A 24,618-nucleotide genomic window follows, 5' to 3' on the forward strand; every position below is an offset into this window, starting at 1 on the left:
CCGCAGGGCCCGGCCGCGGCGCGGCGCGCCGCCCGCGCTCACCGCGACCGCGGCCGGGATCCGGCCCGCCCGGGCCGCCAGCAGCAGCGCGGTGACGACGACGACCGCGAGCACCCCCGCCAGGGCCAGGGCGTCCACCCGTACCGAGACCCCGCTGGCGGTCGGCAGGTCGAACGACTCACCGAACGCGCCGATCACCCCCCCGGCCAGGGCGTTCCCGATCACGATCCCCGCCAGGCCGCCCAGCACCCCCGGCACCGCCACCATCGCCAGGTAGACGCCGGTGACCTGGGCGGGGGTGAACCCGAGGGCCTTGAGCACGCCGATGTGCCGGAACCCCGACACCACCGCGCCGCTGACCACGTTCCCGATGATGAGCACCGCGACGATCAGCCCGGCGATCCCGAACGCGATCAGGAACGGGATCACGACCTTCCCGTCCTCGGTGGCCTTCTGGCGGGGCACGAGGTAGCTCTGGCTCGAGGCCGCGGGCAGGCCGGCGGTGACCGTGCCGGCCGGGGCCCCCGGGTCGGCGAGCCGGTAGAGCATCTGCAGGCCGTCGGGGGCGGTCAGCTGCCCCGGCGCCACCCACGCCTGGGCGGACCGCGTGATCGACCCCGCGGTCCCGACGACGGTGAAGGCGCGGCCGTCGCCGAAGGTCGCCGTCCTCCCGATCGGGTCGAAGGGGAACCGGACGTCGTTGCCGATCACGATCTCACCGGGGGCCGTGGCCCAGCGGCCGCTCTTGAGCCACAGCCGGTCCACCCGGTCGCCGTCGCGCCCGGCCCGCTCGGAGACCGTGAGGGGGCCGGGCGGCAGCAGCCCGCGCCCGTTCCCCTCGGACACGTTCATGATCTGCGTGCGGAAGGGGCCGGCCGCGGCCGTGACGCCGGGCCGGGACGCCGACGCCGCCGCCTGCGCCGCCGTGACCTTCGCGGGGGCGTAGGTGACCGTCAGATGCGCCCCCCGCTGCCGCGCGAACGCCTTGTCGTACGGGTCGTCCACGGTGACCAGCAGGCCCAGCGCCAGCACGACCGTCGCGCTGGACAGCAGCAGCACAAGCGTGATGAGGGACGTCTGCAGCCTGCGCCGCCGCACCGCGAACCGCGCGGCCTGCCACACCGCCCTCACCGGGTCACCTCGGCGGCCACCCGGCCGTCCTCGAACGCCACGACCCGGTCCGCGCACCGGGTGGCCAGCCGCTCGTCGTGGGTGACGATCAGCAGGGTCTGGCCGATCTGGTTGAGGTCCAGGAGCAGGTCCATGACCTGCTCGCCCGCCCGCGAGTCCAGCGCCCCGGTCGGCTCGTCGGCCAGCAGCAGGGCGGGCCGGTTCATCAGCGCGCGGGCGACGCCGACCCGCTGCCGCTCCCCGCCCGACAGCACCACCGGGTAGGCGTTGCGGCGGTCGGCGATGCCCAGCTCGTCCAGCAGCTCCATCGCCCGGGCCCGCGCCTGCCTGCGCGCGGTGCCGAGCAGCTGGGCGGCCAGCATCACGTTCTCCAGCACCGGCAGGTCGTCGAGCAGGTTGAAGAACTGGAAGACCATGCCGACGCGGCGGCGCCGGTACCTGGCCAGCGCGGCCTCGCCCATCGCCGTGATGTCCTCGCCGCGCACCGCGACCGTGCCCGAGGTGGGCCGGTCCAGGCCGGCGATCATGTTGAGGAGGGTCGACTTGCCCGACCCCGAGGGGCCCATCACCGCGACGGCCTCGCCCGCCTTGACGTCGAGGCTGACCCCGGCGAGCGCGGCGGTCTCGCCGTACTCCTTGCGCACGTCCGTCATCCGGACCATCGGTTCCATGGCCGTGACGGTAGGAGGCGGGACGCCGCCCGCGCGTCGGGCCCCGGGTGTAGGTGCGGCGCCGGGTCATCCGACGGATGTAGGGCACTGGCCCGCCAGGATGATGCGATCCGTCCGGGACCGCGCCAGGATGGACGGGTGCTGCCCGCGTGGATCGTCCCCCTGCTCGTCGCGGGCCCGTGCGCGTGGGCCCTGTGGGAGCGGCGCAGGCGCCGCTCCGACCTGGGCGCCCGGACCTGGCTGCTGGAACGCGAGCGCGAGGCCGCGGCGCGCCGGGCCGTCGAGGAGGAACGGGCCCGGGTGGCCCGCGACCTCCACGACATCGTCAGCCACAGCGTCAGCGTCATGGTCGTGCAGGCGGGCGCGGCCCGGCACGGCCTCGACGGCGAGGTCGAGGAGGCGCTGCTGGCCGTGGAGCGGACCGGCCGGGAGGCGATGACCGAGCTGCGGCACCTGCTCGGGGTGCTCGCGCCCGCCCCGGACGGTGACGGCGACGCGTTCGCCCCGCAGCCCTCACTCGCCAACCTGGGGACCCTGGTCGACCGGATCGCCTTCGCGGGCCTGCCGGTGGACGTGCGGGTGACCGGTGAGCCGCGGCCGCTGCCCACCGGGATCGACGCGACCGGCTACCGCGTCGTCCAGGAGGCGCTCACCAACGCGCTGAAACACGGCACGGCCGGGGCGAGAGCGGAGGTGACGGTGGGCTACGGGACGCGGAACCTGCGGCTGGAGGTGCTCAACACCGGTCCGAGCGTGCTCACCGGGACCGGGCCCGCCCCGGCGGAGAACAAGCCCGGCCGGGGCCTGGCCGGGCTGCGCGAGAGGGTCGCGGTGTACGGCGGCGACCTGGACGCGCGGCGGCGGCTGGGCGGCGGCTACCGGGTGCGGGCCCGCATCCCCCTGGAGCGGCCGTGACCCGGGTGCTGATCGCCGATGACCAGACGCTGGTGCGCGGCGGATTCCGGATGATCCTGAGCAGGGCCGGGATCGAGGTGGCGGGCGAGGCCGCCGACGGGCTGGAGGCGGTGACGGCCGCGCGGCGGCTGCGGCCGGACGTGGTGCTGATGGACATCCGGATGCCCGGCATCGACGGCCTGGAGGCCGCCCGCCGCGTCCTGGCCGACGACCCGGCGTGCCGGGTGCTGATGCTGACCACCTTCGACCTCGACCGGTACGTGTACGCGGCGCTCGCCGCGGGGGCCAGCGGGTTCCTGCTGAAGGACGTCACCCCCGAGCACCTCGTGGCGTCGGTGCGGCTCGTCGCGACCGGCGACGCGCTGCTCGCCCCTTCCATCACCCGCCGCCTGGTCGAGCGGTTCGCCCGCCCGGCGCCGGAGCCCCGGGGCCTGGACGGCCTGACACCGCGGGAGAAGGAGGTCCTCCGCCTGGTCGGCGGGGGCCTGTCCAACGCCGAGCTGGCCGCCCGCCTGCAGCTCAGCGAGGCGACGGTCAAGACCCACGTGGCCCGTATCTTCGCCAAATTGGGTCTGCGCGACCGTGCCCAGGCCGTGGTGGTCGCCTACGAGTCGGGTCTCGTCGTTCCCGGTTCGCCGGAGTGACCGGGAGATGAGATCCAGCGATCGGCAATGATCCAGTCAAATAGCCAGTTTTAGCCCGAGTCAGTGCATATCGGGCATGATGTCGTGCAAGAAATGAGATGTACCGCAGAGGGCGAGCACCGCGATCAAGTGCTCCACGAGGCCAAGGAGGCTTGCGAGGGACTGAGACGACCGGTCCCGCACGTGAAGAACGCGCGGGGCACCGGTCGGTGCGGTGGTTACCGCCGGCGTCGGCGGGGGAGAGGCAGAGGGCCGGACCGGCCCCCTGCCTCTCCTTTTCGGCCGCGAGTCGCCGCGCCGCGTCAGAATTCCCGTTGCCGCAGGAAGACGCCCGGCTGACCGGCGTGGATCTCGATCCATTCGGCGCCCTCGTCGCCGGCGCGCCACGAATAGAGCAGGTCGGGCGTGAAGAAGCCCATTCCGGGGCCGACGTGCCGGCGGCCGAAGATGAGCTCGCCCCGGAGGACGTAGTTCAGCTGGTGGGTGCCGTGGCGGTGCGGCTTGACCCGCTCACCGGGCTTCGCCGCTTCATGGTAAACGGACAGTTGCGGAGATTGGAGAATGGCCTTGGTGACGAGGTCGCGGCCGAACAGCTCGAAATACTTTTCGGCCTCCTCGGACTCACCGAAGATCTCCGCGGTCGTCCGGCCCGCGATCTCGGCGACGTCGAAGAAGAACTGCCGGGGCCTCTCCTCCCCGCCCTGCCGGTCGGTGTCGTCGGTCATCGGCCCGCTCCTTCCGAGGTGGGTGTGAAAGCCGGTCAGCCCGCCGAAGCGGCGCCCGCGCCCGTGTAGTCCTCCCGCCAGGGTCCCGCCAGATGCCCGCCGTCGACCACGAAGGCCGCGCCGGTGCAGTAGGAGGCCTCCTCGGACGCCAGGAACGCCACCAGCGCGGCGACCTCGTCCGGACGGCCCATCCGCGGGATCGGCTGCCTCTCGACCAGTCGATCGAGGATCCCTCTCGCCGCCGATTCCCGGACCAGCTCGGAGGCGATCACCCCGGGGTGCACCGAGTTCACCCGGATGCCGAACCGGCCGAGCTCCAGCGCGGCCGAACGCGTCATCCCGGTCACCGCGTGCTTGGAGGCGACGTAGCTGGTCAGGTTGCGGATGCCGACCAGCCCGTCGATGGACGAGATGTTGACGATCGCCCCGCCGCCCCCCGCCGACAGCGCACCGGTGACCGCGCGCATGCCCAGCAGCACGCCGTGCAGGTTCACGTCGATGACGCGGTAGTGATCGGCGAGGGGTGCCTCGTGCAGCGGGCCGCCCGCCCCGATGCCCGCGTTGTTGACCAGGATGTCCAACCCGCCGTGCCGCTCGACCACGGACTCGACGGCGGAGGTCCACGAGCCCTCGTCCGTCACGTCCAGGTGCACGGGGACGGCCGCCGCGACCAGCGCGGCGGCGGCGTTCGCCGCCCCCTCCAGGTTGATGTCGGCCACGGCGACCCGCGCGCCCTCCTCGACGAACCGGGCGGCCGTCGCGTGCCCGATCCCGCGCGCGGCGCCCGTCACCAATGCGACCTTGCCGGCGAGACGTCCTGCGTCCTTCATGGCCCCTCCTTATCCTTCGCAATAGCGAAGGATCTTTCTCTAGGTGCCGATTGTCAGTGGACCGCACACAGGTGTCAAGGGAGCCCCGGACCGCGGCCGTCATCTGAGGCGTCGTGCCACCGCCTGGGCGGCGGCGTTGAGCAGGTGCTCCAGCGGGCCGCGCCGGAAGTGGCGGGTCCACAGCACCGCCAGCACCAGGGCCGCGGCGATGAAGGCGGACAGGACGGGCAGCCCGCCGAAGGTGTCGTCGGAGTCCAGGAGCGCGAGCACGACGATGTGGGCGACGTAGACCGACAGCGACATGGTGCCCACGGCGATCACCGGGAGCAGCGGCCGGCGTACCCGGGCCCACCGGTCGGTGAGGGCGACGGCGCACACCACGACGGTGATCGCCACGCCCAGATTCCCGACGATCTCGAACGGCGTCCCGCTGTGCGGTGCCGCCACCAGCAGCAGGGCGGGGGTGCCGGTGTCCACCGTCCCGGTCTCCGGCCCCTGCCACCAGGTCACCGGTCCCGACTCGAGCCAGCCCGAGTCCGCGATGGCCGCGGGCACCCCGGGGATCAGGTGGAAGGCCAGCCACGACGCGCCGTAGCCGGCCAGCGCGAGCGCCGACCCGGCGGCCAGCAGCCGGTGGCGCACCCGGGCGGCCCTCAGGTCCAGCCTCCCCAGGGCCATGCCCGCGATCATGTACGGCAGCCAGCTCAGCACCGGGTAGGCCCCGGTGAGCACGAGGTCGACGACGCCTTCGTGGCTCAGCCGTTCGAGCGGGTCGTAGAGGGCGATCGCGTGCTCCCATGACTGCGCCCAGGCCTGCTCGTCCAGGACGGTTCGCGCCCCGAAGGACAGCAGGGGACCGGCCACCGCCAGGACGGCGGCGATGACCGCCAGCGTCCCGGCGCGCAGCCGCACCAGCGGCAGCGCCAGCAGGAAGCAGAGCCCGTAGTAGGCGAGGATCACGTCCACCGGGGCCGGGAGCATCGCCACCCCGGTGCCCAGCGCGATCAGGACCACCGCGCGGACGGTGATCTTCGCCCTCGCCCGCCGGCCGTCCAGTCCGGTCCTGGGCCGCCGCCGGCCACCGATGATCACCAGCGTGACCCCGGCCAGCAGGGCGAACAGCGCGGCGGACCGGCCGTGCGTCAGCTGCATCACCGTGCCGGCCACGCCCCCGTCCTCGATGTCCGGCCCGATGTGGGCGGCGAACATCCCCAGCACGGCCAGCCCGCGGGCCAGGTCCAGCCCGACCAGCCTCCCCTCCGGCGGCGCGGAGGGCGGAGCCGGCGGAGCGCGCGAGCTTCCCGGCCGGGCGGGCACCTCGCCCGGCCTCACGAGCTCTCGTCCTCGACGATGGCGGCGCGCCCCGGCCCAGGCGCGAGGGTCCAGAATCCGATGGCTCATCGGTCGGTGTCCGTGTCGGATGCCGTGGCGGCAGGCGCAGGAATCGTCCCCGGCACCAACCTCCACGGTAACCCCGGAGACCCCCGCTCACCACGTGGGACGGGGGCGCGCGATCCCGTTCACCCTGCCGGGCAGATGAGGTCGGCGGCGGGCAGGGCGCCGGTACGGAGGTAGGCGTTGACGGCCTGGTCCGCGCACGGGACCGGGGTCAGCCCGTCGACGCCGCGTCCGTACACGCCGTGGGAGCGGAGGTCGGCCGAGATCATGCGCGAGCTCTTGAGCTTGCGGTGCATGGCCACGGCACCGGTGTAGGGGACGTTGTTGTCGCGCGTGGCCTGGAGGAGCAGCAGGGGGACCCGGTTGCCGATCTCGACCCCCGGTTCGCGGGGCTCGGTCCTCCAGAACGGGCACGGGAAGATCGCGTTGGCCGTCGCCGCGAAGACCGGCTGGGTGCGGCGGGCGCGCTCGGCGTCGCGCCAGTACCGCTCGGGGTCGTCGGGCCAGCCCCCGGCCGGCCAGCCGCCGTCGCCGCAGAAGATCGCGTTGCCGCTGTTGAACTGGTTGTCCAGCTCCGGGCTCGGCGTGCTGAACAGCTCCAGCCACGTGCTCAGCTCCGGGATGGGCTCGACGTCCCGGCCCTCGGCGGCGTCGGCCAGGTTGCGGACGGCCTTGGCGAGGGTGGCGTCGCTCTCCCCGTTGCCGACCATCTGGCGCAGGAACAGGCCCAGCACTCTCGCCTCCACCACGTGGTCGCCGATGGGGAGCGGGCCGCGGTCCACTCGGGAGCCGACGCGTTCGACGACGGCGCGGACCTGCCGGGGCGTGTCGCCGAGCCGGTACTCGGCCGAACGCCGGGCCGTCCAGGCGGCCCATTCGTCCAGCCCGCGCTCCTGGGCCCGGCCGGAGGCCTGGAAGTTCTCGTACTGGGTCAGCGCCGGGTCGGTGACGCTGTCGATCACGACGCGGCCGGCGTGGCGGGGGAACATCTGGGTGTAGACGGCGCCCAGGTCGCCGCCGTAGGACACCCCGTAGTAGGACAGTTCACGCTCGCCCAGGACGGCGCGGATCAGGTCCATGTCGCGGGCCACGTTGCGGCTGGAGGCGTGGGGGAGCAGCGCGGCGTTGTCGCCGTGCTCGTGGCAGCGCCGCGCGGTGTCGCGCGCGTTTTGCACGGACGCCTCGAACGCCTCCCTCCGGGAGTACGTCGGCGGCGCCTTCGGGGACGGCCCGCAGTGGATCGGGGTGCTGCGGCCGACGAAGCGCGGGTCGAAGCCGATCAGGTCGTACCGGTCCGCCGCGTCCTTCAGCGCGGGACGCAGCCGGGCCGCGTACTCCAGCCCCGGCCCGCCGGGCCCGCCCGGGTTGGCCAGCAGGATGCCGCGGCGGTGCGCCGGGTCGCCGGCCCTGATCCGGGAGATCGCGAGCTTGATCGAGCGGCCGCCGGGGTCCGAGTAGTCCAGCGGCACGGTCACCTCCGCGCACTGCGCGCCCGCTTCGACCAGATCCGCGGCATCGGCCGGACACGCGCCCCAGTCCGGGCGCTGTCCGAGGTGGAGCGACAGATCGGGCGCGGGGGAGCGGGGGGCCGACACCGAGGCGGGCGCGGCACCGGCCCAGCCGACGAGCGCGGCGGCGCCGAGCGCGGTCGCGGCCATGGCCCAGCGTGTGATGATCATGGACCCCATTCCATCCGCCGCCGGGCCCGAAGTCATTGCGGCAAGCCCTCCGGGCCGGACTGGGGCCAGCCCCACCGCGGGGCGGCGCGCCGGGTCCCGCGGTGTCACAATCGGATGTGACCGGGATCTCAGGCCGGGAGGGGCCAGATGGCAGGAGACGGAGCTCTGCGGACCCGGCGGTCGCGGCTGGTGCGCGAGTGGTCGCGCCTGATGGACGGCCGGGACCCTCGCCCGCCCGAACCGGGATCGGCGCTGCGCACCGAGATCGCGGCGTCGTGGGACCGGTCGCGGGTCGTGGTCGATCCGCGCCGTGCCAGCGCGCCCGGCCGGGCGGACGTGGTGGACCGGTGGCGGGCGTCGCCGCTGGCCGGCCCGGTCGGTGAGATGGCCTCCGAACTGCGCTCCATCGCCGACGACGCGGGCTTCGTGGCGGCCGTGACCGACGCCTCCGGCACGATCCTGTGGACCTACGGCGGCCGGGTCATGCGCGACCGCGCCGAACGGGTCAACTTCGCGCCCGGCGGCCGCTGGGACGAGACCGCGATGGGCACCAGCGCCCCGGCCCTCGCGCTGCGCGACCGCGGCCCCGCGACGGTGTTCTCCGCCGAGCACCTGGTGGAGGCGCTGCACGGCTGGGTCTGCTACGCGGCCCCGCTGCGCGGGCCGGGCGGGCGCCTGCTGGGCGTCCTGGACCTGTCGAGCACCTGGGACCGTTCGCACCCGATGGTGATGCCGACCGTGCGCACCCTCGCGGCGGGCATCGAAGGCCGGCTGGCCCGGCTGCCGGCCGCCCCGCCGTCCTCCGCCGTGCCGCGCGTCACGCTCGACTGCCTGGGCGACGGCCGGGCGCTGCGGGACGGCGCCCCGCTGCCCCTGCGCCCGCGCCAGCTGGAGATCCTGGCCCTGCTGGCGCTGGAGCCGGACGGCTTCACCCCCGAGCGGCTGCGCGAGGCCCTGTACGGTGACCGGCCGGTGGCGATGACCTCGCTGAAGGCGCAGGTCTCCCACCTGCGCAGGGCGCTCGGAGGCGCGCTGGCCCAGCGCCGCTACACGCTGACCGAGCCCGTCGGGTGCGACGCCGCGGCCGTCCTGGACGCGCTGGCCTCCGGCGACACGGCGACGGCCGTCCGGCGCTACGCCGGCCCGCTGCTGCCCGAGTCCGAGGCGCCCGGCGTCGTGCGGTGGCGGGAGTACCTGGAGGTCGCGGTGCGCAGGGCCGTCCTCGCCTCCCCGATACCCGAGCACGCGCTGGCGTACGGCGAGCGGCACCGCTACGACCTGGAGGTGCACCAGCACGCGCACCGGCTGCTGGGGCCGTCCGACGGCCGCCGCGGCATCACCGCCGCCCGCATCGACGCCGCCCTCCGCGACTGAACGCGCCCCGGCGACCGGGCGGCGGCAACCTTCCGACAACCTTCGCGGCGCATCGTGTCCTCCATCACAGAGGAGGGCACCCCATGGTCTACGCCAAGCCGGGCACCGACGGCAGCGTCGTGTCCTACGCCGACCACTACGACAACTTCATCGGCGGCGAGTTCGTCCCGCCGGTCGACGGGGAGTACTTCGACGACCCGTCCCCGGTCGACGGCCAGGTCTTCACCCGGGTGGCCCGCTCCCGGGCCGCCGACATCGACCTGGCGCTGGACGCCGCGCACGCCGCCGCCGACAGATGGGGCGCGACGCCGGTGGCCGAACGCTCGGTGCTGCTCAACCGCATCGCCGACCGCATCGAGGAGAACCTGGAGCGGCTCGCGGTCGCCGAGTCGTGGGAGAACGGCAAGCCCGTACGCGAGACCCTCGCCGCCGACCTGCCCCTGGCCGTGGACCACTTCCGCTACTTCGCCGGCGTGATCCGCGCCCAGGAGGGCGGGATCAGCCAGCTCGACGAGGACACCGTCGCCTACCACTTCCACGAGCCGCTCGGGGTCGTCGGGCAGATCATCCCGTGGAACTTCCCGCTCCTGATGGCCACCTGGAAGCTGGCCCCGGCGCTGGCCGCGGGGAACTGCGTGGTGATCAAACCGGCCGAGCAGACCCCGGCCAGCATCATGCTGCTGATCGAGCTGGTCGCCGACCTGCTGCCGCCCGGCGTGGTGAACGTCGTGAACGGCTTCGGCGTCGAGGCGGGCAAGCCGCTGGCCGCCAGCCCCCGGATCGCCAAGATCGCCTTCACCGGGGAGACCACCACCGGGCGGCTGATCATGCAGTACGCCTCGCAGAACATCATCCCGGTGACCCTCGAGCTGGGCGGCAAGAGCCCCAACATCTTCCTGGCCGACGTGACCGCGGCCGACGACGACTACCTCGACAAGGCCGTCGAGGGGTTCGTGATGTTCGCGCTCAACCAGGGCGAGGTGTGCACCTGCCCGTCGCGGGCGCTGATCGACGCCTCGATCTACGACGAGTTCATGGCGCGCTGCGTGGCGCGCACCGAGGCGATCGTGACCGGCGACCCGCTGGACCCGGCCACCATGATCGGCGCGCAGGCGTCCCGCGACCAGTACGAGAAGATCCTGTCCTACCTGGACATCGGCCGGCAGGAGGGCGCGCAGGTGCTGACCGGCGGCGGCGCCCGCACGGTCCCGGGCCTGGAGGGCGGCCACTACATCGAGCCGACGATCTTCAAGGGCACCAACGACATGCGGATCTTCCAGGAGGAGATCTTCGGCCCGGTCGTGTCGGTCACCACCTTCGACTCCACGGACGAGGCCCTGAAGATCGCCAACGAGACGCTGTACGGGCTCGGCGCGGGCGTGTGGACCCGGGACGGCTCGGCCGCGTACCGGATGGGCCGCGCCATCAAGGCGGGCCGGGTGTGGACCAACTGCTACCACGCCTACCCGGCGCACGCCGCGTTCGGCGGCTACAAGCAGTCGGGCATCGGCCGCGAGAACCACCGCGCGATGCTCGACCACTACCAGCAGACCAAGAACCTGCTGGTCAGCTACTCGCCCAAGCGCCTGGGGTTCTTCTGATGGAACCCGGACGGGTCGAGCGCGTCCGGCTCACCCCGGCCGCCGCGCGGACCCTGGCGAGCCTCGTCGGGCGGCACGGCCCGGTCATGTTCCACCAGTCAGGCGGCTGCTGCGACGGCAGCTCCCCGATGTGCTACCCGCGCGGGGAGTTCCTGGTCGGCGGCGCCGACGTGCTGCTGGGCCATGTCGACGACGGGACGCCGTTCTGGATGAGCGCCGCACAGTACGAGTACTGGAAGCACACCCACCTGACCGTGGACGTGGTTCCGGGACGAGGCAGCGGCTTCTCCCTGGAGGCGCCCGACGGCGTGCGCTTCCTCATCCGCTCCCGCCTCTTCACCGACCAGGAGGCCGAACGCATCCAAGCCGAGCCGCCCCTCCCGAACGGGGAGGGGTGATCAAGCAGGCGGACCACCCCAACGTCTAACGGTCTCGACGCTCGGCGACGACCTGGTTTCGCTGTCCCTGTAAGGCTGGATGTTCGCCACGGTGGGCTTGTGGAACCACAGCGTTCCCGAGCAGGGGGCGGGCGCGTCCAGCCGGACGCTCAGCCGCAGAGAGCCCGGGGCGACGCGCAGACCGTTGAACCGGACCCGGTGGGTCAAAGGCAGACGATCCCGCTCCCTGCCCAGCCGCCATTCGAATCGCGCATTGGACGCACAGCGCCGGTCGGCGCGGAATTCCACGGCGCCGTACAGGTAATAGTAGGGACGGACGCCGATCCGCTCGGTCCAGCGTCGTTTCAGATTCGGCAGCGTATAGGTGGAACCGACCGTCTGCCCGGCCGACATCCGATAGGCGAACCCTTGCCCGTCGGCGGGTGAAGGCCTGTCTCCGGCCGCCACCGAGCCGGCGGCCAACTCCTGTTCGTCGTGGTCGAGGAAATAGAACAAGCCCACGAAAACGGCGAACAGCAGCACTACCAGTGCGACCTTCACGCCCTCGCCGCCCTTCGGAGAACTCGTGGCGGTCCCACGGTAGAGGGCCCTCACCGGGAGGGGGCCGGGAGTAGCGCCGGTCGGTGCGTCTGCGCCCGGGGGAGCACGAGAGGTTACCTCGGGTGTGGGACGACGGCCCCGTGAACGGGTTCGGACAATCGCGATCACCATCTGGAAGGAGTTCGCGATGCGCAAGTCCCTGCCCGTCCTCGCCGCACCGGTGATCGCGCTGCTGCCCGTCTCCGCCGCCGTGGCGGACGGAGGTGAGCGGTCACGGCTGTCCGGCGACAGCCCGTTCTCCGGCTGCGCTCCCGGGGCCCTGGACGCGGAGAAGGCGGACGGCGCGATCGAGCCGACCCTGGCCGCCGACCCGTCCGACCCCCGCCGGATCGCCGCCGTGTGGCCGCAGGACCACCACCGCGGCGTGGTCGCCGCGGTCACCCGCGACGGCGGCCGCACCTGGAAGCGCTCGGTGGTGCGGGGCCTGACCCGCTGCTCGGGAGGCCGCTACGACTACGTCGACGATCCCATGGCGACCTTCACCCGCGACGGCGGGCTCGTGGTCACCGCCGGCGTCGACATGGCCGACGGGTCGGCGTCCGCGGCGCTGTCGGTCCGCTCCGACGACGGCCGGGCCTGGACCCGCCCCTCGGTGATCCTGGAGGAGCCGGATCCGCGGCAGGGCGTGGTCGCGGCCGGTCAGGCGGTGCCCGACCCGCGCGACCCCGACGTGCTGTACGTGGTCGGCCCGCGCTTCCCCGCGGAGGCGCGGACTCGCAACCAGGGCTGGATCAGCCGCAGCACCGACGGCGGGCGCACCTGGACGCCTCCCCGCATCGTGGTGGAACCGGCCGAGGGCAGCATGGCCACCGGGCACCGCCTGACCGTGCTCGGCGACGGCACCCTGCTGGACCTGCACACCCACATCCGCTTCAGGGGCGGCCCCGGCCTGAGCGAGTACAGCCTGCAGGCCGTCCGCTCCACCGACGGCGGCGCGACCTGGTCCGCGCCGCGGAAGATCGCCGACATGAGGTCCAGGATCACCATCCAGGACCCCGAGACGGGCGACCACGTATCGCACACCACCAGCCTGCTCTCCGACACCGCCATCGACCCTCGCACCGGCCGGCTGTACGCGGTCTGGCAGGACGCGCGGTTCGGCGGCGGCGCCGCCGACGGCGTCGCCCTGACCTCGTCCGGCGACGGCGGCCGCACCTGGACCGAGCCGATCAAGGTGAACCGGACCCCGACCACGATCCCCGCGGGCGACCAGCAGGCCTTCACCGTCTCGGCCGCGGTGGGCCGCGACGGGACCCTGGCCGTCTCCTACTCCGACTTCCGCCACAACGGTCCCGGCACGCCGCTGCTCACCGACCGCTGGCTGGCCCGCTGCCGTCCCGTCCCCGGCGTCCCCTGCACGGGCCCGACCGCGAAGTGGCGCGAGAACCGCCTCACGACAAGGTCGTTCGACATGCGCCGGGCTCCCCGCATCCCCGACGCGTCCAGCCCCCGCGGCTTCTTCGTGGGCGAGCAGATGGGCCTCGTCGCCACCGGCCACGGCTTCACCAGCACCTGGTCCGCCCCCGACGCCCCCGCCTGCGCCGCCGCCCACGTCCGTACCACCCCCTGATCAGAGCCCGCGGCCGGACGATGATGACGGCCGGCGCGCAGCATCGTGCGGCCGACCGGCCGGCGGGTGGTGGCGGCCGGGGTGCGCAGGTGCGCGGGGACGCCGAAGGCCAGGGAGGCTCCGGCCAGCAGGTAGCAGGCGGCGATAACGATGAACAGCGGTCGCGCGTCGCCGCCCCGGTAGGTGAGCATGGCCAGGAACGGGCCGATCGAGGCGGCGACGTTGATGGCGATCATCAAGGTGGAGTAGACGCGCTGCCTGCCGATCGCGCCGGCGACGAGTTCGGCGGCCAGCACGCGCGACAACAGCGCGTGCACGCTCATCCCCAGGCCGGCGGCCAGCAGGCACGCAAGCGAACCCGCGACGCCGCCGGCGTGGGGCAGCAGTCCGAACCCGGCCGCGGCGAGTGAGGGAATGCGCCCACCGCGCGTGCGAACGGGTCAGGCGGTGAGCGAAGCGGTGTGGGCGGCGTCTGGTGCGCATGCCGAGGCGCACCGCACGGTTGCGGCGTTCACCAGCAACACCTCCACCACTCCGCCGGGAGATCACCCGACACCTTTCCACCATCCTGATCCGGGCCGGACCCATCCGCAATGGCCGCCGCGTGCGTCCCGTGGCCGAACGCCACGGGCACCGGGTGGATACCTGGCATACGCCGAGACGGGCCGACGCTGGCGGGGGGTTGCATGGCGTGAGACGGGCTCCGCGTAGGCCCGCGAAAACGGCTGCCCCTGTCACCCATGGCGCGGGCCCGCCCGGACGCCGGCGGTTTTGGGGTGAGTGAGGGGTGCGGCCCACAGGAGGTGCGAGGGTGGATGGGCTTGCGGTCTGGCGTGTATGGGCCGTCCAAACCTGGTGGTTTCCCCTAGTATTCGACCCTGGTGGTGATCACAGGCTTGGAGAGGACACATGGCTCAGGATGACCCGGCGTCGGCCCGGATCGATCCCACGAAGGCGAGTATCGCCCGTGTCTATGACGTCTTTCTCGGGGGCAAGGACAACTTCGAGGTGGACCGGAGCGTCGCCGGCCAGGTCATCGAGCAGATCCCCCAGTCGCTGCGGTTCGCGCAAGAGCATCGGGCATGGCTGATCCGTGCCGTGCGGTTCCTGGTCAAGGCCGGGATCGACCAGTTCCTCGACTGCGGCTCGGGGCTGCCCACGGCGGAGAACACCCATCAGGCCGTCCAGCGCCTCAACCGGGACGCCCGCGTGGTGTACGTGGACATCGACCCGGTGGTCGCCGTGCATGGCAGGGCGCTGCTGGAGGAGAACGACAACACCCGATTCGTGACGGGGGATCTGACCCGTCCCGGTGACCTGTTCGCCGATCCGGTGATCACCTCTCATCTCGATCTGTCCCGGCCGATCGGGCTGATCCAGTGCTCGACCATCCACCACGTCCCCGACGAGCAGCGGCCGGACGAGATCATGCAGGAGTACGTCGAACTGCTGCCCGCCGGCTCGTATCTCGCGCTGACCCACTGGCACGATCCAGACGACGACAGCGAGGCCAGCCAGATCGCCCGCTACATCTCCGATGTGTTCAACAACAGTTCGATGGGCTCGGGCAACTTCCGCAGCCGTAAAGAGATCGAAGGCTTCTTCTCAGGGCTGCGGCTGGTCGAGCCCGGGCTCACCTATCTGCGCGACTGGTGGCCGGACGGGCCGAACCTCACACCCGCCGATGGAATCGACCACATCGTCTTGTCAGGAGTAGGGCGCAAATCCTGAACAGGGATCTGCGCAACATCGTTGTCGCGTTGGTGCCGAGCGCGGGTGCGGCCGGCCGACGCGGTCACGCTCGGGAGCGGCACATGGCAGGGATCAAGCCACTTGTTCTCAGTCTGTTGACGATGTCCGCGCTCGGCTTGGCCGGCTGCTCGGACGGGGGCGATGGCAGCACCTCCGCCGGAGCAGACGCGGAGCGCGGTGCAGGATCGCAACATTCGTCACCCGTATTGCCCTCCTTCAAAGGGAAGACGCTCGATGCCGTCAGCGGCGAGTTGAGGCGCTCCTGGCCCGCCTACACCACCGCGTACAGGGCTCTGCCTGACAATCATCTGTTCGATGGTGAGTCCTACTCCGGTACCTGGATCGTCTGCACGCAGGTCGAGGACTCTCAGGCGAAGAAGGTGGAGCTCGGCTTCCTGCCCCCGCAGGTGCCCTGTCCGCCCGACGGGCGCGTCTCCAGTTGGCCGGTCGTGCCGAACTTCGTCGGCAAGACCGGCAATGAGGCCAAACAGGCCGCCTTGAAACTCGGCTTTCCGATCGTCAGCAGCCAGCCCATCGTGACCGAGGGATACGACGACAGGTCACACCTCGAACGCGCCGTCTGCGCCCAGGACCCGTCCGCCGGCCAGAGCATGCGCCAGCACTACGGCACGACGCTGAACCTGCGAGTCGCCGACAGCAAGGGATCATGCACCCCGTAGTCGCCTTCGGGATGTCCCGAGACGTTCGGCGGGAGCGGTTGCGCCACGTCTACTGGATCGGCGGCGGCAGCGGGTCCGGAAAATCCACGCTCGCCCGACGCATCGCCGAACGGTATGGGATGCGCATTTACGACACCGACGCGGCCATGCCCGGCCACGCCCGCCGCATGCCCGTGGAACAAGCTCCTTACCTGGGCGAGTTCGCCGCCATGGACATGGACGAACGCTGGGTGGCCAGAAGTCCGCGCGAGATGCTCGATACCTTTCACTGGTTCCACGGCGAAGGATTCAACCTGATCATTGAAGACCTTCTCGCCCTCCCCGCCGACCGGCCGGTGATCGCCGAGGGCTTCCGGCTGCTGCCCGACCTCGTCCACCCCCTGCTCACCGACGTGGGCCACGCCGTGTGGCTGCTGCCGACCTCCCAGTTCCGCCAGGCGGTGTTCGACGGCCGCGGCGGCCCGGCATGGGGATTCATCGCCAAGACCGGTGACCCGCGGCAGGCGCTGCAGAACCTGCTCCAGCGCGACGCGTTGTTCACCGACCGGCTCACCGAGCAGACCCGGCAACTGGGCCTCCACGGGCTCAGGGTGGATTCCACGGTCACCGAGGAAGAGCTTGCACAGCGAGTGTCCACCGTGTTCGGCCTTGAGAATTAGGTGGTCACGACGTCACACAAGTCAGGTCTCCCGCGACCGGGAGCCTGATGGGCACGGCGATCGGCAGCAAGGGGTTGCCACGCCGCCACTTGGGCTTGTGACGGCCCCCGGACAGGGCGCGGCCTGTTGTGTGCAGGCCTCGCTTGGCCGGTGCAGAACGGCTTGACCTTCACGGCGGTGTGGTCGCGGACCATCTTGCCCAGGTCCGCCGTGAGCGGCGTTTGTGAGGAGGCGGCCGACGCGCCGGGCACAGCGCCGCCTTGTGCGGGTCGAGCGCGACCAGCTCGTCGGTGAGCCAGGCCTTCGTCTCCGGCGTCTGCGTCGCGCCGCGATGGCGGACCAGAAATAATCGAGTGCGGATGTCGTCGATGATCGATAACTTTGATCCGGTACGTCGGGCTCGGTGCCCGCGCGGGTCGAAGGCCATCGGTTACCTTTCCAGAGAATCTCCGGTGGTCGTCGTTCTACATCCGTGCAGGCTCCCGGCCCGGCGTGCGAAGCCGGACATGCGGGGAGAGCGGGTCGAAGCCCGTCGGTTACCACTGCAAATGGGGTTGTCGCGGGTTCGAATCCCGCCATCGGGCGGAAGTCCGGTGTAGCTCAGAGGTAGAGCGCCGAAAACCCGGTGGGTGTCACCACATCCGCTCTCCCCGTGTGTCCGCGCAATTCCCCGTCGAAGCCCTGGAGGCCGGACCATGGCCCGTGATCCCCTCACGTCCGTGTCCACCGTCGAGACGCCGCAGACACGGCCCCTTCCGGGCCGGGCGGCCGAGCAGGTCCGCAACGACGCCGGCGGGTACGGGTTCGCCAAGGACGTGTGGACCCGTCTGGAGGACTTTCTCATCCTCGGCACGGTCGGCGGCACCTACTACGCGGGCGAGGCCGAGCTCACCGACGACAACGCGGCGGTCGTGTTCGACGCGGTCGAGGCCGACGGCGCCCGGGTGGTGCGGCTGGCGACCGAGATCTCCACCGCCCGCCCGCCGCGGGCGCCCAAGAACCGGCCCGCGCTGTTCGCGCTGGCCGCCGCGTTCACCTTCGGCGACCCGCCGGCCCGCCAGGCGGCCAAGGGCGCGCTGGCCCAGGTCGCCCGCACCACCGACCACCTCGCCTCCTTCTTCGGCTACTACAAGAATCTGGGCGGCAAGGCGTCCCGGTCCGGGAGCGGTACCGCGCCCGTCGCGGGACGCGCGGCACGGAGCATGTTCGCCTCCTGGTTCCTGACCGGAGAGGTGGACCAGGTGGCGTGGCGGGTCTGCAAGGCCCGGCAGCGCAGGACGCCCGCGGGCGAGGCGTTCGACCTGCGCGACGCGCTGCGCATCGCCCACCCCAAGGCCGACTCCCCGGCCCGCCGCGCGCTGCTGGGCTGGATCGCGGGGAACGTCACCGACGCCGAGGCCCGCGCCCAGTTGCCCGCCGTGGACGCCTACCTGACGGCCCGGTCGGTCACCACCGCCGCCGAGGCGGTCCGGGTCGTGCGGGAGCGCGGCGTGCTGTGGGAGTTCCTCCCCGACGCCGTGCTCACCGACCCGGGGGTGTGGGACGCCCTCGTCGACACCATCGGGATGACCGCGCTGATCCGCAACCTCGCCCGGATGACCCGCATCGGCACGCTGAAGCCGATGGGCGACGCGACCCGCCGCGCCGCGGCGCGGCTGACCGACGCCCGCGCCCTGGCCAGGGCCCGCGTCCACCCGATGGACCTGTTCCTCGCCCTGCGCGTGTACGGGTCCGGGACGGCCAAGCCCCACCCGCGCGCCGAGGAGCAGCGCTGGTCCCCGGTCCCGGCCGTGGTCGACGCGCTGGAGGAGGCGTACGAGCTGTCGTTCGGGCACATCGAGCCGTCGGGGCGCCGGCTGCTGGTCGCGGTCGACTCCTCCGGGTCGATGACCTTCACGAAGGTGCTCTCGGGCGGGTCTCCGCTGGGCAGCACCTACGAGGTCGCGAACGCGATGGCCGTCATCCTCAACCGGATCGAGGGCGGCGGCTGCCACGTCATCGACGTCGACACCGGCGTGCACGCGTCCAAGGTGACGGCCCGCACGAACCTGCGGGAGATCGGCTCGTGGCGGGCGTCGGGCGGCGGCACCGACCTGTCGCTGCCGTTCGTGTACGCGCGCGAGGAGCGGCTCGCGGTGGACGGGGTCGTGGTGCTAACCGACAACGAGACCTGGGCGGGCCAGCGGCATCCGGCGCAGGAACTGGCCGCTTACAGGCGCGCGGTGAACCCGGCCGTGCGCGTGGTCGTCGCGGCGATGACCCCCGTCGGGCACTCCATCGCCGATCCGCGGGGCGGCGGGGTGCTGAACATCGCCGGCCTGGACGCGTCGCTGCCCATGGTCGTGAACGGATTCGTCCGCCGCCCCGGCGAGGCGGCGGAGACCGCCTGACCGAGGAGATGAGCGCGGGGCCGGACGACGTCCCGACCACACCCTGGTGACACGCGGCGGCGACGGCGTACAGGGCGCCGTGCCGCCGCGCCCGTCCTCAGGTGCCGGTGATCTCGTTGGGGGACTGGGGCAGCTGCGCGGTCAGCGTGACCTTCCCCGAGTCGATGTCGACGGCGTGCAGCTTCTTGCCGGCGGGGTCGGTGACGTAGGCGGTGTGGTCGCGGACGTGGAGGGCGGGGCGGGGCTGCTGCCACTCCAGCGGTTCCCGCCACTGGTCCATGACCTTGATCTTCCTGGTGACCTCGCCCCGCTCGGGGTCGATGACGTGCAGGGCGCCGTCGGTGCCCAGGACCAGGGCCTCGCCGTGCGGACCGCGGCCCAGGGAGCGGAACGTGTAGCTGGTGCCCAGATCGACCAGTTTCAGGCTTCCCGACCGGGTGTCGATGAGGGAGACCCGCTCGGGACGTTCGAGTTCGGCGTCGGGGTCGGTCTTGTAGTCGCCCAGGACGATGGGGGAGTCCTCATGGCCGGCCTGGTTGCCGACGCGCCCGTACGCGTCGGGCGCCCGCACCTTGGTGATCTTGCCGTCGCGGTAGAGCAGGGCTCCGGTCTCGCACCCGATGACCACGGTCTCGTCCTTGGCCGTGGCCTCGCCGTGCACGCCCGGGCAGTCCTCGCTGCGGGCCACCTCCCTGCGGTCCGCGCCGAGGACCTGGATGCCCGGGCGCTTCTCCTCGTCCCCGAGGGTGATCACCAGTTCGCCGTTGGCGAGGGCGATGGCCACGCCGTGGTGGGGGTGCGGGGCGGTGTGGGTGGTGGACTGGGGGAGCCCGTCGCCGAGCCGGCGGGGGTCGAAGATGGTGGCCTTGCCGGCGCCGTCGGAGAACAGCACGGTCTTGCCCGCGTGGTGCACGACGTGACCCGGCTTGGGCGCGGCGAACTCGTCCTTGGTCAGGGTCGCCCCCGCGGCGTCGAGGACGCGGAACCCGGTCGAGGTGGAGACCATGACATGGCGGCCGTTCCCGGCGGGGTTGACCCGGATGAAGCCGGGGAGGGGGATGCTCTGGACGACCTTGAGCGTCGCGGCGTCCAGGATGTGCAGGCCGCCGTCATAGGTCACGACGAGCGGCTCCTTCACTTTCACCGCGGCGGGTGCCGGCGCTTCGCTCCGCGCGGCGGGCCGGTTGCCGGGGTCGTCCTGTCCGCAGGCGCTCAGCGCTAGGGCGACCGCGACCATCGCCCCTGGCAGTACGGCCTTGGTACGCGGCCGGAGTGACTTCACCTTGTTCATTGCTGCTCTCCGCTCTCTTGTTCGGGGTCGTGCCGCGTCATCGTCCGGTGAGGCCGGAGGCGATGGCCTCGGCGTTGGCGCGCATCATCCGCAGGTAGGTGGGGGCTCCGCCGTCCGCGCCGGTGAGCGATTCCGAGTAGAGCGGGACGACCTTGATGTTCAGCCCGGTCTCCCGCGCCATGACCTGGACGAGCCGGTCCGGCTGGGAGGAGTCGGCGAAGACCGCGGGGACCCCGGCCCGGCGGACCGCGTCGGCCAGCGACCTGAGGTCCGAGCCGCTGGGCGAGGCGAGCGTGGTGCCGCTGGGGATGACGGCTCCGATGACCGTGAATCCGTAGCGCCGGGCGAGGTAGCCGAAGACGTGGTGGTTCGTCACCAGGCTGCGTAGGTCGGCCGGAATCGCCGCGAACCGCTGCCTCATCCAGGCGTCGAGTTCCCTGACCTGCCTGCCGTAGGCGGCGGCGTTGGCGCGGACCTTCGCGGCGTCCACCCCGGGAACGCGCCGCACGACCTGGGCCGCGATGAGATCGACGGCCTTGAGCGTCCGGACTGGATCGGTCCAGAAGTGCGGGTCGGGCTGCCGTGCGGTCTTCCCCTCGGTGTAGGGGAGCGGGTCGACGGACTCGCCCACGGCGAGGGCGGCCACTCCCTGCCGGCGTGCCGCCTCGACGTTGCGCGCCACGCCTTCCTCCAGGCCGAGACCGTTGTGGACGAGGAGGGCGGCGTTCTCGACGCGCGCGGCCTCCTGCGCGGAGATGCCGAACGAGTGGGGGTCGGCGCCGGGCTTCATCAGCACGGTCACCTCGGCCTGCTCGCCCACGATGGCGCGGGTGACGTCGCCGAGGATGTTGGTGGTGACCACGACGCCGGAGCGCTCGGAGCCCGCCGCGGAACAGCCCGCCAGGGAGATCGGTAGCGCGAGGGACAGCACGGCCAGGACGGCCACGGCGAGGCGGCGCCGTCCGAAAGCGCTCGGTGCGCTCACCATCCCGTCTCCACCATGTGGACCGGGGCGAAGGGGAGGTCGAACGTCCGGGCCAGGCGCAGGTCGTCGTTGTAGTCGATCTCGTGGATGGCCTTTCCGGCGGCATCGTTGACGTAGGCGCGCGCGCTGTCCACCTCGATCACCGCTTCGCCGCCGGGCTCGCCGAGGATCCGCCTGGACGCCTCCTGCTCGCCTGAGGCCGGGTCGTAGGAGTGCAGCGTGCCGTCGCGGCCCAGCAGGAGTACCGGGGCGTCTTCGCCCACCGCGTTCACCGCCAGCGCGGGGCCCGAGCCGACGCGGGTCCATTTCCGGGCGGCCAGGTCGAGCACCCAGGTGCCCTTGGCGCCGGCCTTGGCGGCCAGGACGGGCGACCCCGGACGGTGGCGGAACTCCGCCGCGCGTTCGTCCTCCGGAACTGTGCCGGGATAGGCGATCTTGTTCGCCGTGAACGCGCCGTCCTTCCCGGTCACCAGCAGAGCCCCGTCGGCGCAGCCGACGACGGCGCCGCGCCGGGTCGTCGCCTGCCCGCGCGGATCGGGACAGGGCTCGGAGAACCGCGACACTTCGCGGCCTGTGCGGTCGTGGACGGTGACCCGGCCCTCCCCGGCGGACGCGACCAGGAGGTGCTCGTCGTACGGGACGGCCACCCGGCCCGCGACCTTGACCGGTTCGGCGATCCGCCCGGTGTCGTCCAGGGACTTGCGGTCCAGCACGCGTACGCCCTCGCGCGCCGACAATGCGGTGAGGGCGAGGTCGCCCGCGATGCCGGGAACGTCGGCGGCACCGCCCGTGCCCGGGACGAGGTCCAGCATCCGGGCGCGGGCGCGGTAGTAGTGCACGTGGTCGCCGTGGTCGACCGTCCAGACCCCGGTGTCGAGGACCCGCACTCCGCCGCCGGTGGCCAGGTAGGCGAAGCGCCCGTCGCTGCCGACCGCCTCGATGCCGTGGACCGTGCCGACGGCGGCGGCCTTGCCGGTGGCGGGATCCAGCGTGTGGACCGCGCCACCGTCCGGCTCGGCGAGGATCAGCCGCCACTGTGGCTCGGCCGCCTCTTCGGCGCCGTGAACGTAGCCGTGGGGCGTCTGCTGCGGTGCCGCGGAGGCGCCCCCGGAGCCGGAGTCGCCGCCGCACCCCGCCAGCAGGACCGTCGCCGCGGCGGCGGCCGTCCATGCGCGTCCTCTGCTGCCACAGATCATGAGGTGTACTCGGGTTCCTTTCTCGGAGAGCCGCCCCCGCGCGGAGGCGGCGGGGCGTGACGGGGCCGGCGGTCGCGCAGGCCGGCCGCGAGCGCCGAGAGGAAGAACAGCGCGACGGCGGTGGCGGCGATGGTGGCGCCGGCCGCGGTGCCCAGATGCCAGGAGACGACCAGCCCCGCGACCGTGGACAGCGCGCCCAGCAGTGCCGCGCCCGCCATGACCAGCGGGACGCTGCGCGCCCACAGCACGACGGCCGCGGGCGGGGCGATCAGCAGTCCGAACACCAGCAGGGTGCCCACCACGTGGAAGGACGCGGTGATAGCCAGGGTGAGCAGGCCCAGCATCAGCGCGTGCGCCAGCCGCGGCCGCAGCCCCAGGGTCCGGGCCTTGCGCGGATCGAAGGCCAGGGCGACGAAGGCGCGATGCCCCGCGGCGGCGACGACGGCCGCCGCGACCAGCGCGGCCGCCAGCACGGCCAGGTCGCCCGGACGGACCGCCAGCACGTCGCCGAACAGGAACGCCGTCAGGTCCACCGCGAAGCTCTGCGAGTGCGACACCAGGATCACGCCGGTGGCGAGCATCCCGACGAACAGCAGGCCGATCCCGGTGTCCTGCGACAGCCGCGGCGACCTCGACAGGGCGGTGACCCCCGCCGCCATCGCGACCGCGCTGACCGCCGCACCCAGGAACAGGCTGCCCTCCAGCAGCGAGGCCGCGGCGACGCCCGGCAGCATGCCGTGCGACATCGCGTCCCCCAGGAACGCCATCCCGCGCAGCACGACCCACGTGCCGGCCAGGGCGCAGATGCCGGAGACGAGCAACCCGCCCCACAGCGCCCGTTCCACGAAAGACACCCCGAACGGGGCGAGGAGCCAGTCCATGCCGGGCACTCTACAATGAAAACCGTTATCAGTTTCAAGGGGGGATCCGTGACAGAGACGGCGATCACGGTGCGCGGAGTCAGCGCCGGCTACGGCGCGACGACGGTGCTGCACGACATCACCGCCACCGTGCCGCGCGCCCGCGTGACCGCGCTCGTCGGGCACAACGGTTCGGGCAAGTCGACGCTGCTCGGCGTCCTCGCCGCCTGCCTGACTCCCTCGGACGGGGCTGTGGAGCACGCCGGCGCGGGCCGTCCCGCGCTCGTGCCGCAGCGCGTCCACATCCCCGCCGCGCTGCCCATGACCGTCCGAGACGCGGTCGCGATGGGGCGCTGGGCGCACCGCGGCTGGTGGAGACCGCTCAACCGGAAAGACAAGGCCGTGATCGCCGAATGCATGGAGCGCGTCGGCGTGGCCCATCTCGCCCGCAGGCAGCTGCGCGAGCTGTCGGGCGGCCAAAGCCAGCGGACGCTCATCGCCCAGGGACTCGCCCAGCGATCCGGGCTCCTGCTCCTGGACGAGCCCGCCGCCGGACTCGATCAGGACGCCCAGGAACGGATCATGAACATCATCGACGACCTGGCCGGCGACGGCATCACCGTCGTCCACGCGACCCACGACCCCGGCGCCGCCCGGCGCGCCGGCCACTGCCTGCTCCTGGACGACGGCCGCCTCGTCCGCCAGGGCCCTCCGGACGCGATCCTGCACTAGGGTGCGCGGATGCGCATCAGCCAGTACGCCTATTTCGCGCTGCGCAGCCCGGTCGTCCCGGCGGCGGAGATGGCGGCCCGGCTGGGCCTGGAACCGGACGAGGTGACCGTCCGCGGGAGCCGTACGGTGGATCCGCCGCGGCCGGCGGTGCACACGTGGAAGATCGTGTGCAGGGAGCGCGGGCTCAGGGTCGACGAGCAGATCGACCGGATCATCGAGCGGCTCGGCCCGTACCGGGATCGGGTCGTGGCACTGTCCCGGGAACTGGGCGTCCACGGTCCCGAGCACGGCGGCGCGGTCCTCGAGGTCGTCCGCTACTTCGATGACGAGGACGGCGAGGAGGAGGAACTCAGCCCGCCCGGGGCGGCGCTGCAGAAGCTCGCCGGTCAGCATCAGCTCCTCGGATGGGGGCTCGACCGGCGGGTGCTGGAATTCCTCCTCATGACGGGCGCCTACCTGGACGTCGACGAATACGGATGACCGCGCTCCACCGGTGCGTTCCGCAGGTTGAAACGGCCGCGGTCGCCCTGGCAGAGT

25 protein-coding genes are annotated in these 24,618 nt (G+C 72.6%); 13 read left to right on the plus strand and 12 right to left on the minus strand.

Translation table 11 applies throughout. The annotated features are described in order from the left end of the window. Positions 1-1,131: FtsX-like permease family protein (locus ACFPZN_RS49650; protein ID WP_378291069.1), on the minus strand; the 1,131-nt coding region annotated here is incomplete at its 3' end. Next, on the minus strand, positions 1,128-1,802 hold the full coding sequence (locus ACFPZN_RS49655; protein WP_378291071.1) for an ABC transporter ATP-binding protein: 675 nt from the start codon (positions 1,800-1,802) through the stop codon (positions 1,128-1,130). The genes ACFPZN_RS49655 and ACFPZN_RS49650, both read right to left, overlap by 4 nt. 138 nt (positions 1,803-1,940) lie before the next feature. Here ACFPZN_RS49655 and ACFPZN_RS49660 point away from each other — a divergent pair, with 138 nt between their 5' ends. Further along, positions 1,941-2,717: a sensor histidine kinase gene (locus ACFPZN_RS49660; RefSeq protein WP_378291073.1), complete on the plus strand. Its 777-nt coding sequence runs from the start codon at positions 1,941-1,943 to the stop codon at positions 2,715-2,717. Further along, on the plus strand, positions 2,714-3,361 hold the full coding sequence (locus ACFPZN_RS49665; protein WP_378291075.1) for a response regulator: 648 nt from the start codon (positions 2,714-2,716) through the stop codon (positions 3,359-3,361). The genes ACFPZN_RS49660 and ACFPZN_RS49665 overlap by 4 nt, the downstream gene beginning before the upstream one ends. 302 nt (positions 3,362-3,663) lie before the next feature. Here the strand turns inward: ACFPZN_RS49665 and ACFPZN_RS49670 are convergent, their stop codons facing one another. The 4 genes from ACFPZN_RS49670 to ACFPZN_RS49685 form a co-directional block, all read right to left on the minus strand. After that, entirely contained in the window at positions 3,664-4,086 is a 423-nt protein-coding gene (locus tag ACFPZN_RS49670) for a cupin domain-containing protein (RefSeq protein ID WP_378291077.1), read from the minus strand. A 35-nt stretch (positions 4,087-4,121) separates the two neighbouring features. Then, positions 4,122-4,916: an SDR family NAD(P)-dependent oxidoreductase gene (locus ACFPZN_RS49675; protein WP_378291079.1), complete on the minus strand. Its 795-nt coding sequence runs from the start codon at positions 4,914-4,916 to the stop codon at positions 4,122-4,124. A 99-nt stretch (positions 4,917-5,015) separates the two neighbouring features. Then, complete coding sequence (locus tag ACFPZN_RS49680; protein WP_378291081.1) at positions 5,016-6,248, minus strand: DUF418 domain-containing protein; 1,233 nt, start codon at positions 6,246-6,248, stop codon at positions 5,016-5,018. A 188-nt stretch (positions 6,249-6,436) separates the two neighbouring features. Beyond that, positions 6,437-7,993 carry an alpha/beta hydrolase gene (locus ACFPZN_RS49685; RefSeq protein ID WP_378291083.1) on the minus strand — a complete coding sequence of 519 codons (1,557 nt, stop codon included), beginning with the start codon at positions 7,991-7,993 and terminating at the stop codon, positions 6,437-6,439. A gap of 147 nt (positions 7,994-8,140) precedes the next feature. Here ACFPZN_RS49685 and ACFPZN_RS49690 point away from each other — a divergent pair, with 147 nt between their 5' ends. From ACFPZN_RS49690 to ACFPZN_RS49700, 3 genes are all read left to right on the plus strand, one after another. Beyond that, positions 8,141-9,367 carry a sigma-54-dependent transcriptional regulator family protein gene (locus ACFPZN_RS49690; protein WP_378291085.1) on the plus strand — a complete coding sequence of 409 codons (1,227 nt, stop codon included), beginning with the start codon at positions 8,141-8,143 and terminating at the stop codon, positions 9,365-9,367. Between the two features lie 83 nt (positions 9,368-9,450). Continuing rightward, entirely contained in the window at positions 9,451-10,968 is a 1,518-nt protein-coding gene (exaC, locus tag ACFPZN_RS49695; protein ID WP_378291087.1) for an acetaldehyde dehydrogenase ExaC, read from the plus strand. Further along, positions 10,968-11,366 (plus strand): DUF779 domain-containing protein, encoded by a 399-nt coding sequence (locus ACFPZN_RS49700; RefSeq protein ID WP_378291089.1) that lies wholly within the window; start codon positions 10,968-10,970, stop codon positions 11,364-11,366. The genes exaC and ACFPZN_RS49700 overlap by 1 nt, the downstream gene beginning before the upstream one ends. Here the strand turns inward: ACFPZN_RS49700 and ACFPZN_RS49705 are convergent, their stop codons facing one another. Continuing rightward, complete coding sequence (locus ACFPZN_RS49705; RefSeq protein ID WP_378291092.1) at positions 11,367-11,906, minus strand: hypothetical protein; 540 nt, start codon at positions 11,904-11,906, stop codon at positions 11,367-11,369. A 187-nt stretch (positions 11,907-12,093) separates the two neighbouring features. Between ACFPZN_RS49705 and ACFPZN_RS49710 the strand changes: the two genes are divergently transcribed. From ACFPZN_RS49710 to ACFPZN_RS49730, 5 genes are all read left to right on the plus strand, one after another. Next, the gene (locus ACFPZN_RS49710; protein WP_378291094.1) at positions 12,094-13,536 is read left to right on the plus strand and encodes a sialidase family protein; all 1,443 of its coding nucleotides are present in this window, start codon (positions 12,094-12,096) and stop codon (positions 13,534-13,536) included. A 20-nt stretch (positions 13,537-13,556) separates the two neighbouring features. Further along, the gene (locus tag ACFPZN_RS49715) at positions 13,557-13,946 is read left to right on the plus strand and encodes a hypothetical protein (protein ID WP_378291096.1); all 390 of its coding nucleotides are present in this window, start codon (positions 13,557-13,559) and stop codon (positions 13,944-13,946) included. Positions 13,947-14,445: 499 nt separating this feature from the next. Next, positions 14,446-15,267 carry an SAM-dependent methyltransferase gene (locus ACFPZN_RS49720; RefSeq protein ID WP_378291098.1) on the plus strand — a complete coding sequence of 274 codons (822 nt, stop codon included), beginning with the start codon at positions 14,446-14,448 and terminating at the stop codon, positions 15,265-15,267. Positions 15,268-15,350: 83 nt separating this feature from the next. Further along, on the plus strand, positions 15,351-15,968 hold the full coding sequence (locus tag ACFPZN_RS49725; RefSeq protein WP_378291100.1) for a PASTA domain-containing protein: 618 nt from the start codon (positions 15,351-15,353) through the stop codon (positions 15,966-15,968). Between the two features lie 38 nt (positions 15,969-16,006). Next, on the plus strand, positions 16,007-16,627 hold the full coding sequence (locus ACFPZN_RS49730) for a hypothetical protein (protein WP_378291103.1): 621 nt from the start codon (positions 16,007-16,009) through the stop codon (positions 16,625-16,627). Positions 16,628-16,796: 169 nt separating this feature from the next. On the opposite strand, the gene ACFPZN_RS49735 is transcribed toward ACFPZN_RS49730, so the two are convergent. Beyond that, a complete protein-coding gene (locus ACFPZN_RS49735) occupies positions 16,797-17,054 on the minus strand; it encodes a hypothetical protein (protein WP_378291105.1) in 258 nt (85 codons plus the stop codon). A gap of 292 nt (positions 17,055-17,346) precedes the next feature. On the opposite strand from ACFPZN_RS49735, the gene ACFPZN_RS49740 reads away from it, so the two are divergent. Next, on the plus strand, positions 17,347-19,017 hold the full coding sequence (locus ACFPZN_RS49740; protein ID WP_378291107.1) for a TROVE domain-containing protein: 1,671 nt from the start codon (positions 17,347-17,349) through the stop codon (positions 19,015-19,017). 97 nt (positions 19,018-19,114) lie between these two features. On the opposite strand, the gene aztD is transcribed toward ACFPZN_RS49740, so the two are convergent. Genes aztD through aztB form a run of 4 tightly spaced genes read right to left on the minus strand, consistent with a single transcriptional unit; the run spans position 19,115 to position 23,370 of the window. After that, positions 19,115-20,308 carry a zinc metallochaperone AztD gene (gene aztD, locus ACFPZN_RS49745; protein WP_378291109.1) on the minus strand — a complete coding sequence of 398 codons (1,194 nt, stop codon included), beginning with the start codon at positions 20,306-20,308 and terminating at the stop codon, positions 19,115-19,117. Positions 20,309-20,345: 37 nt separating this feature from the next. After that, entirely contained in the window at positions 20,346-21,296 is a 951-nt protein-coding gene (gene aztC, locus ACFPZN_RS49750; protein ID WP_378291111.1) for a zinc ABC transporter substrate-binding protein AztC, read from the minus strand. Continuing rightward, positions 21,290-22,489, minus strand: coding sequence for a hypothetical protein (locus ACFPZN_RS49755; protein WP_378291113.1), 1,200 nt, complete (start codon positions 22,487-22,489; stop codon positions 21,290-21,292). The genes aztC and ACFPZN_RS49755 overlap by 7 nt, the downstream gene beginning before the upstream one ends. After that, positions 22,486-23,370, minus strand: a complete 885-nt coding sequence (gene aztB / locus ACFPZN_RS49760) for a zinc ABC transporter permease AztB (protein ID WP_378291115.1) — start codon at positions 23,368-23,370, stop codon at positions 22,486-22,488. Before aztB ends, ACFPZN_RS49755 begins: the two co-directional genes overlap by 4 nt. Positions 23,371-23,418: 48 nt before the next feature. Between aztB and aztA the strand changes: the two genes are divergently transcribed. Together aztA and ACFPZN_RS49770 are read left to right on the plus strand one after the other, a co-directional pair. After that, complete coding sequence (aztA, locus tag ACFPZN_RS49765; protein ID WP_378291117.1) at positions 23,419-24,081, plus strand: zinc ABC transporter ATP-binding protein AztA; 663 nt, start codon at positions 23,419-23,421, stop codon at positions 24,079-24,081. A 9-nt stretch (positions 24,082-24,090) separates the two neighbouring features. After that, the gene (locus tag ACFPZN_RS49770) at positions 24,091-24,561 is read left to right on the plus strand and encodes a DUF4279 domain-containing protein (RefSeq protein ID WP_378291119.1); all 471 of its coding nucleotides are present in this window, start codon (positions 24,091-24,093) and stop codon (positions 24,559-24,561) included. Positions 24,562-24,618 lie beyond the last annotated feature (57 nt).

Source organism: Actinomadura rugatobispora (genome assembly GCF_042656285.1).
GTDB classification, from domain to species: Bacteria; Actinomycetota; Actinomycetes; order Streptosporangiales; family Streptosporangiaceae; genus Spirillospora; species Spirillospora rugatobispora.